8 protein-coding genes and 1 pseudogene are annotated in these 10,183 nt (G+C 62.4%); 6 read left to right on the plus strand and 3 right to left on the minus strand.

Features of this window, described 5'->3' with window-relative positions; genetic code table 11:
- Positions 1–469, minus strand: a 469-nt coding sequence (wrbA, locus tag MFF55_RS16390; protein WP_238245176.1) for an NAD(P)H:quinone oxidoreductase, incomplete at its 3' end; no start/stop codon positions are given.
- A gap of 335 nt (positions 470–804) precedes the next feature.
- Here wrbA and MFF55_RS16395 point away from each other — a divergent pair.
- From MFF55_RS16395 to recD2, 6 genes are all read left to right on the plus strand, one after another.
- Positions 805–2,064 (plus strand): MFS transporter, encoded by a 1,260-nt coding sequence (locus MFF55_RS16395; protein ID WP_238245177.1) that lies wholly within the window; start codon positions 805–807, stop codon positions 2,062–2,064.
- Between the two features lie 5 nt (positions 2,065–2,069).
- Positions 2,070–2,228 (plus strand): hypothetical protein, encoded by a 159-nt coding sequence (locus MFF55_RS16400; RefSeq protein ID WP_238245178.1) that lies wholly within the window; start codon positions 2,070–2,072, stop codon positions 2,226–2,228.
- A 345-nt stretch (positions 2,229–2,573) separates the two neighbouring features.
- A complete protein-coding gene (locus MFF55_RS16405; protein WP_238245179.1) occupies positions 2,574–2,834 on the plus strand; it encodes a ParA family protein in 261 nt (86 codons plus the stop codon).
- A 298-nt stretch (positions 2,835–3,132) separates the two neighbouring features.
- The gene (locus MFF55_RS16410; protein WP_238245180.1) at positions 3,133–3,711 is read left to right on the plus strand and encodes a metallophosphoesterase; all 579 of its coding nucleotides are present in this window, start codon (positions 3,133–3,135) and stop codon (positions 3,709–3,711) included.
- Positions 3,712–3,749: 38 nt separating this feature from the next.
- Positions 3,750–4,016: a hypothetical protein gene (locus MFF55_RS16415; RefSeq protein WP_238245181.1), complete on the plus strand. Its 267-nt coding sequence runs from the start codon at positions 3,750–3,752 to the stop codon at positions 4,014–4,016.
- 328 nt (positions 4,017–4,344) lie between these two features.
- Positions 4,345–6,552 (plus strand): SF1B family DNA helicase RecD2, encoded by a 2,208-nt coding sequence (gene recD2, locus MFF55_RS16420; RefSeq protein ID WP_238245182.1) that lies wholly within the window; start codon positions 4,345–4,347, stop codon positions 6,550–6,552.
- 29 nt (positions 6,553–6,581) lie between these two features.
- On the opposite strand, the pseudogene MFF55_RS16425 reads toward recD2, so the two are convergent.
- Positions 6,582–7,630, minus strand: a pseudogene (locus MFF55_RS16425) (ketopantoate reductase family protein).
- 454 nt (positions 7,631–8,084) lie between these two features.
- Complete coding sequence (locus MFF55_RS16430) at positions 8,085–8,336, minus strand: hypothetical protein (RefSeq protein WP_238245183.1); 252 nt, start codon at positions 8,334–8,336, stop codon at positions 8,085–8,087.
- Positions 8,337–10,183: the final 1,847 nt, after the last annotated feature.

Raw genomic sequence — 10,183 nt, forward strand, 5'->3', positions numbered from 1 at the left:
CCGTTACCTCATCAAGCCGCATCTGACCCTGGAACGAGTAGGGCAGACCGACGACGACCATGCCGAAGTGCATGAGGTTGGTGAGAATTGAGAGCAGCGTAGTCTCCTGACCGCCATGTTGGGTTGCTGTCGAGGTGAAAGCCGCGCCGACTTTGCCCTGAAGGGCGCCGCGTGCCCACAAGCCGCCCGTGCGATCGAGGAAGGCCGACATTTGAGAGGCCATGCGGCCGTATCGCGTTCCGGTGCCGACGATGATGGCATCGTATTCCGGCAGCTCGTCGACACTGGCGATCGGTGCAGCTTGGTCGAGCTTGTAGTGGCTGCTTCGAGCCACCTCCTCCGGCACCGTTTCCGGGACGCGCTTGACTGCAACTTCAGCCCCTGCGGCGCGGGCACCCTCAGCGACGGCGTGAGCCATCGTCTCGATGTGGCCGTAGCTGGAGTAGTACAGCACCAGAACCTTAGACATCCAAGCCGCTCCCTATCGCCTCCTCCGCCCAGGTGGGGCGGGATGATCAGAGTTTACGGACAAGCCTCGCCTTCGTGAAAGAAGCAAGGCCCCGTCATGCTCGAGGCGAACCAGCAGCTTTAGTGCCGTTAGTGAAGCTGCGCCGGCTGGTGAACAGAGCCATGGGGATGTGTCATCGCGGCTTGGGTGAGCACGCGACCGTCCATGCAGGGGAAGCTTGGCGTGACCTTGTGTGGAGCATGGCCCTCCAGCACCAATCGTTGCATGCTGGTAGGATCAGACCTCGCCTACCAAGCTGAGCGTCGGTGGAGATCTTTGCGCCGGCTGGAGCCGCTATGAGCACGTCAACCCTGCTATCGTCTCAGCGCAGCTTCTGGGTCCCGGTCCTGTGCGGCGCCGTCATCCTCACGATCGGCATTGGGGCGCGGCAGAGCTTCGGCATCTTCCAGACGCCCATCTCCGCCGATCTCGGCGTGGGGCGCGAGCTCTGGTCCTTTGGCAACGCGCTCTCCATGCTCATCATGGGCCTGTTCTCGCCCTTCGTCGGCAACGTCGCCGACCGGTTCGGCACTGCCCGCACGGTCGCGGTCGGCGGTATCCTCTACGTCACCGGCATGCTCATGATGGCAGCAGCGACCGAGGGCGTGCTCCTGACCCTCGGCAACGCGCTCACCGGCATCGCCATGGCCGCGGCGGGCTTCGGTCCGATCTTCGGCGTCATCACGCGCCAAACCCCTCCGGCCCAACGCTCCATGGCACTGGGCGTCGCGACCGCGGGAGGCTCCTTCGGACAATTCGCGGTCGTGCCGTTCGTGTCCGTGCTGCAGGACCGGCTCGGCGACTGGCACGCCACGATGCTGGTCCTGGGCCTCGTCTCCGCCATCATGGTGCCCCTTACCCTTGGCCTTCGAGAGATCCGCGCGCCCAAGCAGGCCGGCGCCGCGCCCGAGCAGTCGAGCCGGGAAGCCTTGCGCGAGGCGTTCGGCACGCCGGGTTTCTGGCTCCTCACGTTTGGCTTCTTCGTCTGCGGGTTTCACGTCGCCTTCGTGGGCCTGCACTTGCCGGCCTACATTTCCGACAAGGCCGTGGGCCTCCAAGCCTTCGGTGTGACACTCTCGCCGCTGGCGTTGGGTGGCTGGGCGATCGGGCTGGTGGGCCTGTTCAACATCGCCGGCTCGCTGCTCTGGGCTTGGCTCGGAGGTCGGCACAAGCGCAAGGACATGCTGACGCTGCTCTATCTCCTGCGCGGGCTCGTCTTCGTGCTCTTTCTCGCCCTCCCGCTCTCGGCGGCAAGCGTGCTCGCCTTTGCCGCAGCGCTGGGCTTCCTCTGGCTCGGCACCGTGCCCCTCACCTCCGGGCTGGTCGGTTATTTGTTCGGAGCCAAATACATGGCGACGCTCTATGGCATTGTGTTCTTGAGCCACCAGGTTGGCAGCTTTCTGGGCGGCTGGGGCGCCGGACGCCTCTACGACATCAACGGCAACTACGACCTGATGTGGGGTGTCTCGATCGGGCTTGCGCTCGTGGCGGCACTGGTGAACTGGCCGATCCGCGAGATTCCAGTCGCACGGCTCGCGATCCAGCCAGCCGAGTAGAGGTCATGGTCGAGCCTTCAGCGGATACCCATACGACGCGTCTGTCTTGGCCTGTCTGGGTGGGCGGCGCAGCCTTCATCATCACCGCCGGCACCGCGTTCGTGCTGTGGGGCATTCGTGGCGGGGTGATCATCCTCGACCTGATCGCCACCTCCTGCTTCTGAGCGGTCCCGCGTGCTGCCGAGCTTCTGAGGAGAACGGCTGGGACGCAGCTATCGGATCAAGCCCCAGGACACGGCTCCTGGCCAACTTCGTATCCGGAAAGACCGGACGTGAAGCCGGCCGCCGCATCACTCTTGTAGCCGCACCTCTGAAGTCTTGAAAAGTTCGGCAACCTGCCGGCAGGACGGCCTGCAGGCAAGGATACAAGACGGCAAAATTGACTGCAGTCATGACGACACGCCGGCTGGCAGGCGAGGTGCAAGGAAGTCGGGCTGGGTGTCGACGTGTGGATAGCCCGACTGCGTGCGTGTGGGCAGGCGGGCACGCCCTCATGCAAGGATGCCAACGTGCGAACCATCGCGGTGATCAGCCAAAAGGGTGGAACAGGAAAATCCACGATCGCCATTCACCTGGCGGTGGCGGCGCACTTGGCCGGGCATCGCTGCGCCGTTGTCGATCTCGATCCGCAGGCGACCGCTCGCAAGTGGGGGGACAAACGGGAGGCCGACGGACCGGAGGTCATCGGCGAGGCGCCCTGCCGGACCGCGCAAAGGCACGCGTCCGGCTCGCTGCCCTCAAGGGAGGCGCTCGACGCAGAGGCAGCGTGAGGCCTTACCGCACGAAGACCGTACATCAACTCAAGCCAACGCCGGCTCGATCCGCGTATTGGTCTTCGGGCGCTCCTCGGCGTTGGCACGGACGATCGCGAATAGCGCATCGACCCGCTGAGCGCTCGTCCAACATAAACCGCTCTACGTGGTGAGGCAGACGTGAGACAACACGGAAGGAAGTCTGATGACGAGAGGCGGCTCAGCCCGAGCTCTGCGCTAAGATTTCCAGGCGGATGCCTCCTCGGATCCTGATGCTGGCGTAACGGTTGGCAGTCGAGCATCGTTATCGGACCTGATGGCCACGTTCTTCACCGCCGACACCCACTTCAGCCACGTCCACATCCTGCGACAGCGCGGTACGCCGTTCGGGTCCATGGCAGAGCACGACGAAGTGCTGATCAGCCGCTGGAACGAGACGGTGAGCCCCAGCGACGATGTTTGGCATCTCGGCGATTTCGCAGGTGACGCGAGCCGCGCCCGCTGCGGCGAGCTTTTCGAGCGTCTGAATGGCACCAAACGGCTGATCCGTGGCAACCACGATACGAACCGTGTGCTGCACCTGCCTTGGGCTGATCTGCCCGTCGAGAGCGCCCGCATCACGGTTCGGGAGGACGGACGCGAGTGTCGTCTATACCTTGCTCACTACGCACATCGTGCGTGGCCCGGCCTATGGCGCGGCACTCGCCACCTCTACGGACACACGCACGGCTCGTTGTCGGATACCCAGCGCTCCTGTGACGTTGGCGTTGACGCGTGGGACTACCGACCGGTCGGGCTCGCGGCCATCATCGCGCGTCAGGATCGCGCCGCGACGCTCCCCGAGGAGTTGGCACGCGATACCCGAAAACGGCTCAGTTCAAATGGGCCGGGTTGAGTGAGCCGTCGGCTCTCGCGAAGAATGAAGGCTCGCTGATGATAGATGACATCGACGGTTATCTTCGGGCGCTCTTTGAGCAGGGGGCTGAGGAGGGAGCCGTTCTCGACCGTTCTCGCCAAGCGCAAGGTCTCGCGTCGGACGGTGTGGCTCAAGCACAGTCGTCTTCCCCGGGCGTCTCGATGATGATTACAAATCGGCAACGGGCGGAGTTGCGCGAGCGCGGCCTCTCCGACGAAGCCATACGATTGATGACGCCTGCCGAGGCTCACGCGCAGCTCGACATTCCCAAATCGAACTTCTGACGGAGAGCGCGGACGCTGGGCCGCATGTATGCGCTATCCTGGAAAGGACTTTTCCAGGATCTCACGGACCGCCTGATTCACCGGCACGCCTCGGACAGAGCAGATCGCTAGAATGCGACCGTGCAACTCGGGCGAGACCTCGATGGTGAGCCGGCGTCGTCCAACCGCACGCCGGTCGTCACTCACAGGACCACGGGCAAGTACCTGGTCCGCAAGTGTCGGCGTATTCGCGATGGCTGCAGGCATGGTATCCTCGCTGAGATGAAGGGACGAGGCTCTCACGCTATCGTTGAGATCTCGTTCCAACTCCCACCGGGATCTCACGGCCGTGGCCGCGCGCCCACTTCCCGCCTCAACCGCACCACAGAGGGAAACGCTTGCCGGCACGGTGGAGCGGGTGACCTTCCACAATGCCGAGAGCGGCTTTTGCGTGCTCAAGGTGCAGGCGCGCGGCAGGCGTGATCTCGTGCCGGTCATTGGTCATGCCCCAGCCATTGGTGCGGGGGAGTGGATCACTGCGACGGGCCTCTGGCTCAGCGACCGGCAGCACGGTCTGCAGTTCAAGGCCGAGACCCTGAAGGTCACGCCCCCGACCGGGGCCGAGGGCATCGAGAAGTACCTCGCCTCGGGCTATATGCGCGGCATCGGCCCGGCCATGGCCAAGCGCATCGTCGCGGCCTTCGGTGAAGGCACCTTCGAGATCATCGAGGCCGAGCCCGACCGGCTGAAAGAGGTCGCCGGCATTGGCCCGACGCGCGCTGCCCGCCTCGTGGCGGGCTGGGCCGAGCAGAAGGCCGTGCGTGAGATCATGCTGTTCCTGCACGCCCACGGCGTCGGCACGGCGCGAGCGGTGCGCATCTTCAAGACCTATGGTCATGATGCCATCACCGTCATGACCGAGGACCCCTATCGCCTCGCCCGCGACATCCGGGGCATCGGCTTCAAGACCGCCGACGCCATCGCGATGAAGCTCGGGCTGACGCAAGACGCGCCGCAGCGGCTGAGGGCGGGCATTTCGTACGCGCTGCAGACCGCCACGGACGAGGGCCATTGCGGCCTTCCGGTGGCCGACCTCGTCAAGCTGGCAACAGAGCTTCTGGGCGTCGAAGCGGTGCTGATCCGCTCTGCGCTCATTGACGTGCTGGACACCGGCGACGTGGTGCAGGACATCATCGGCGACAAAGCCTGTATCTTCCTCTCCGGCCTTCACGCGGCCGAGCGAGTTATTGCCGAGCGCCTGACCCGACGCGGTCAGGGACGGCCACCCTGGCCGGAGATCGACCTCGCCAAGGCGCTGCCTTGGGCCGAGGGCAAAAGCGGCAAGACGCTCTCGCCCTCGCAAGCAGAGGCCGTACGTCTCGTGCTGGGCGCGAAGCTCGCGGTGGTCACCGGTGGGCCGGGGGTGGGCAAGACCAGCACCCTCGACACGATCCTGCGCATCCTGACCGCCAAGGGCACGCGCGTGCTGCTGGCGGCCCCAACCGGCCGGGCGGCCAAGCGCATGAGCGAGCAGACCGGCTTGGAAGCCAAGACCATCCACCGCCTGCTCGAGATCGATCCCAAGCACGGCGGCTTCTCGCGCAACGAGGACAACCCGCTCGACTGCGACCTGATGGTGGTGGACGAGACCTCGATGCTCGACGTGCCGCTGATGAATGCGCTGACGAAGGCCATTCCGGAGCGCGCGGGCTTGCTGCTGGTCGGCGACGTGGACCAACTCCCCTCGGTTGGGCCAGGGCAGGTGCTGGCCGACATCATCGCCTCAGGGTGCGTGCCCGTGGCGCGGTTGACCGAGGTATTCCGACAGGCGGCCGAGAGCCGGATCGTCGTCAACGCGCACCGCATCAACGCCGGTAAGATGCCCGAGCCCGTCCTGCGCGGTGTGGAGAGCGACTTTCACCTGATCGAGATTGACGAGGCTGAGGCGGGGCTGACCACCCTGATCGAGGTGGTGACGCGGCGCATCCCAGCCCGGTTTGGCCTTGATCCGGTTCGAGACGTGCAGGTGCTCACCCCCATGCAGCGCGGCGTGCTCGGCGCGCGCAACCTCAACCACGCGCTCCAGGCGGTCCTGAACCCGAACCCGGCCACCTCGGTCGAGCGGTTCGGCTGGCGCTTCTCGCCAGGCGACCGGGTGATGGAGAGCCAGAACGATTACGACCGGGAGGTCTTCAACGGCGATCTTGGCACCGTGGCCCGCATCGACGAGGAGGAAGGTGCAGTGATCGTTGCATTCGAGGGACGGGAGGTCGTCTACCCATTCGGAGAGCTCGACACGCTGGTGCCGGCCTACGCCACGACGATCCACAAGTCGCAGGGCTCAGAGTACCCAGCCGTGGTGATCCCGATCACCACTGGCCACTGGACCATGCTGGCGCGCAACCTCCTCTACACGGCGGTCACGCGCGGCAAGCGGCTCGTCGTGCTGATTGGGCAGCGCAAGGCCATCGGCATCGCGGTCCGTGGCGGCAACATGAAGCCACGCTGGACCAAACTGCGGGAGTGGTTGAGGACGACATCGGTAGGCGCAAACTGACTACGCACATCAGAAGCCATAGACCAGCGTCAACCTCCAATGATCCGCTCGTTGAGTCTTTGGTCTACGATCCTGACTGTCCGATCAATCTCCGCATGCGGTGAGTCAAGTTGATACGAAATCAATTTCACTAAAAGATCAACCCGTTCGACGAAAGGTGCCCCGTTCGCGATGGCTCGAGCTGCCGATGAAGGATTCAGGAGGCTTTCTGCGGCCTTGGCGTATTTTTCAAAAGGAACCTGATCGACAGGGTTGGCACCCAAGCGCTGCGCCATGGCGTCTACATGTTCGTAGACGGCACGGGAAGCTTCCAAATCATTATGCACCGCGTCTCGGATCGACTGCATATCGTCGGATTTGATGCAGCGATAATTGCCGGTCAACAACATTGACCATTTTGCAAGAGGTACGAATAATGAGTCAAAGACCTTCAGCTTTACTGGAGCATCCTGCCCGTCAAAACGCGCCGCATCGATGTCCGCCTCAAGCCCCCGAAGCAGCCGATTGTGCGCCTCATTCGCAAAGGTAGCGGCCTTGAAATTTGTAGGCAGCCCTACGTGAAGAACGTTCGGAGCTTCATCGGGTGGGCGAAAGGCTTGGGGATCGGGCGAGCAGAGCGACATCAGTCCTGGTTCAAACCGGTCCCAAACGGCAGCATTGGTATAGGCATCCGTAGGTCCATTTGAGCGAGAGTGGAAATACGCTTCAAATACGGCAACGGCGGCATGTTCATTATCGACAGGCAAGGTAGCTTAGCGCCTGCAATTTTGATCATTAACATGCGAATTGTGTGATTGGTATATTGTGGCTCTTGCATCGCAAGGCCGACCAGATCATAGCGACCCAAATCAACGTCCTCTGGAGAAGTCGCATCTAAGGTTCCAGAGAGTTCCCGCGAGAATATGGACCGATGATCCGTCTCATTGCGAAACTTGATGCGAACTTCGGTGCCTTCACGATTGATCAGATCCGCGGTCTTCCTTCGGCAGACGAGTGTCACATTGTGACGCGCCATCAGGAGCTTCGTCGCGAGCAAGGAGCCATATGAGGCTCCCAAAATCAGGATGTTGCGCGGCATGCTCGCTCCCCTGAACCATCCTCTGACCTTCGGTCCGAGTCGCCAGTTAGGGCGCAGCCGACGGCTTCACCACCTGCGGCATGACTGACTGAGCCGCCGGTCGTTCCCTCGCCGACCAAGCCGTGAGGTCGAGAACAAAAGCGTCGAGGGCTGGGTACCGTCAGCCCAGGATGCTGAGCGATAGGGCGTTACTCGAACTCGTACATCCGAGAACCCTCGTGCTGGCATGACCCGAGGCGGATCTGACGATTGTCAGGCGAAGTGAGCGAGCAGATGCCCCCTGCCCCCATTCCAGATGCGCCGGGGCAGAGCAGAGCTCCTTGCCTGTGACAGGAGGCTTCGCCTGGAATGGTGCTATTGAGCGGCGCATAAGCAGGTCTACAACACAGATGACAAAAGCCCGCCGCGGCGTTCGCCGGGCGGGCTCTTCACGTCGGATGTTGGCTCGTTTGAATCAGGCGGCGCGCTGGGTAGCTCCGACCAGAACGTTCTCATTGCTAACCCTGAGGGCACCGCGCTTGGCGGAGGCGGAACCGGTCTCAAGAAGAGCAACGAACTCGCCAGCGGAAACAGTGGTCCCCGCCTTTGGGCCAAGCCGGTCGACCATGAAGGCAACCAGCGCGACGTTGGCGGCGCCAGCAGCGGCAACAGTCAGAAGCAGTGTGATCATGACAACCATCTCGCGGGTTTGTTTGCGTTGCAGCATTTATGGCACCGCTTGAGCATCTTTGGCATACCAAATGCCAAATGCCAGCCATACGTCAGATGCATGCTTGAGGTCGTTCAAGGGCTGAGCCCCTCCATCGCTGCACTATGGTGCGCGACGGCCCAATTGCCACGCTCTATTTTGCATGGACAGACGCTGCCCGTTCTGCTCTAAGCACGGAGATGAGCTGCTGTAGAACGGCTCTATTTAAGATTGATCAACAAGCATTAGTAAGTTGCAGAATAGATCCTGGAAACTCTGCATGTATACCGCTACAGCTCGTGCAACCGCGGAAAATTGGTTCGAGCCGCCTGAGCCGATCCTTGATCGCTACATGCTGCGTTCGCGCTCCAAGGCCGCTAACGATAACCGTCACCGTTCCATGAAGACTTCTCGCACAATGCGAATGGCGACTTGCGTCGCGTTGATCGGTGCCTTCTCGCTCCTGGTGCTCTAAGGCGCTGTGTGCGCCCGTTCACCCGTTGCCTGCCTCTTGGTTTCAAAGGGGTATGGGCATGATGGTGGTGACGGAGGCAGAATGGGCGGGCTTGGAGCCCTTGACGGCCACCCACTACACTGGTGTCCGCACCAAGCTCACAGTGCTTCTAGCCGCCCGGGAACCAGGTGCCGGGCTTTGTGAGGCTGCGCCTTATCCTTGAGAATCTGGCAGGCTTGCTAACGGCAATGAGCAGGTCTGCCTTCACGGTGTCGGCACCCGACAGGCATTGCGGATTGTTGCTAGAGCTGCTGCGCGTGAAGCCTTCGATCTGTCCGACATGCTCCACGTGCGAGAGACGATACGAGTTCGGAGCGGCCGCTACTCGAGCAATGTGGATCCCAATCCCGAGCGCTGGGCCGAGTTCGCAGCGTCATAGGCGTGGCTTTGCGGTTTCACGCGCCAAACGGCCGTAGTCGACGACGTGCTGGTCGGGGTACGCACCTATTGATCCTTCCGCCACTCTTGCCGCGTCGCATTCGCGAACCGACTGCGTCGCCCCGGCATTGAGGTGGGTACGGCAGGTGGCCCCGATCGGGGTTGTTCCTGTCTCATCACTCACGGAAAGTGAATCATGGCCCTCTTCTTCGCCCTTCTCCTCATCGGAACGCCGCTCGCCTTCGCAGTTATGAATCTCCTCGCCATGCGAAAGGAATCACCCGCTGCGACGCGTCAGCTTTGACGCTAGGCATCGATGAAATACGAGCCCGGGGGTGCCACGAAGGCACTCCCGGGCTCGTTACTTCACAAAGCGATACGTCCGGCAGTGTCCTCACGGTATGGAGCGCCCTGACCTACCTTCCGCGCGGGAGCCTTCGCAGCGCCCGACGACCCCTTAGGTTGTGAACCAGCACTGAGTGCTCGTTACGTTCTGTTCGCCGCTGGCGAGCTTGTGAGGCAAGGCCTTCATCAAACCTCCTGAGGCAGGGTAGGCCGGATACGAACTTCCGCTTTTGGGGACCGCAACAACGACCTTCTATGACTAGGTTGAGTCAGAGGCGGAACGTTCGCCTCGGGCCGGAGGGCCAGAAGACTGCTTCCCAACCACAGTAGACCCTAGGAAGGTCCGCTTGCAGGCGGGCTGATGCTGAGCACGACCCATCCCTTACCGTTAGAAGAACGTGGCCTGGCATGAAGGCAATCTACCTTCGAATAGCCTCGTCTGCGGACGATAAGGTTGGCTACTAGCACGAGATCTGGTCGAAGCCGGCGATGGAAAGCTGTTCAACGTTCTAAAACAGCCTTCCAGGCCAGATGTTGAAGGTCGGCGGGAGAAGAGGAAACTGAGCGCAGCCTTGTAGAGGGTCAGGCTCTGACGAAGGCGAGGAGATCGGCGTTGAGGGTGTCGGCG

This window comes from Methylobacterium iners, from assembly GCF_022179305.1.
GTDB lineage: Bacteria > Pseudomonadota > Alphaproteobacteria > Rhizobiales > Beijerinckiaceae > Methylobacterium > Methylobacterium iners.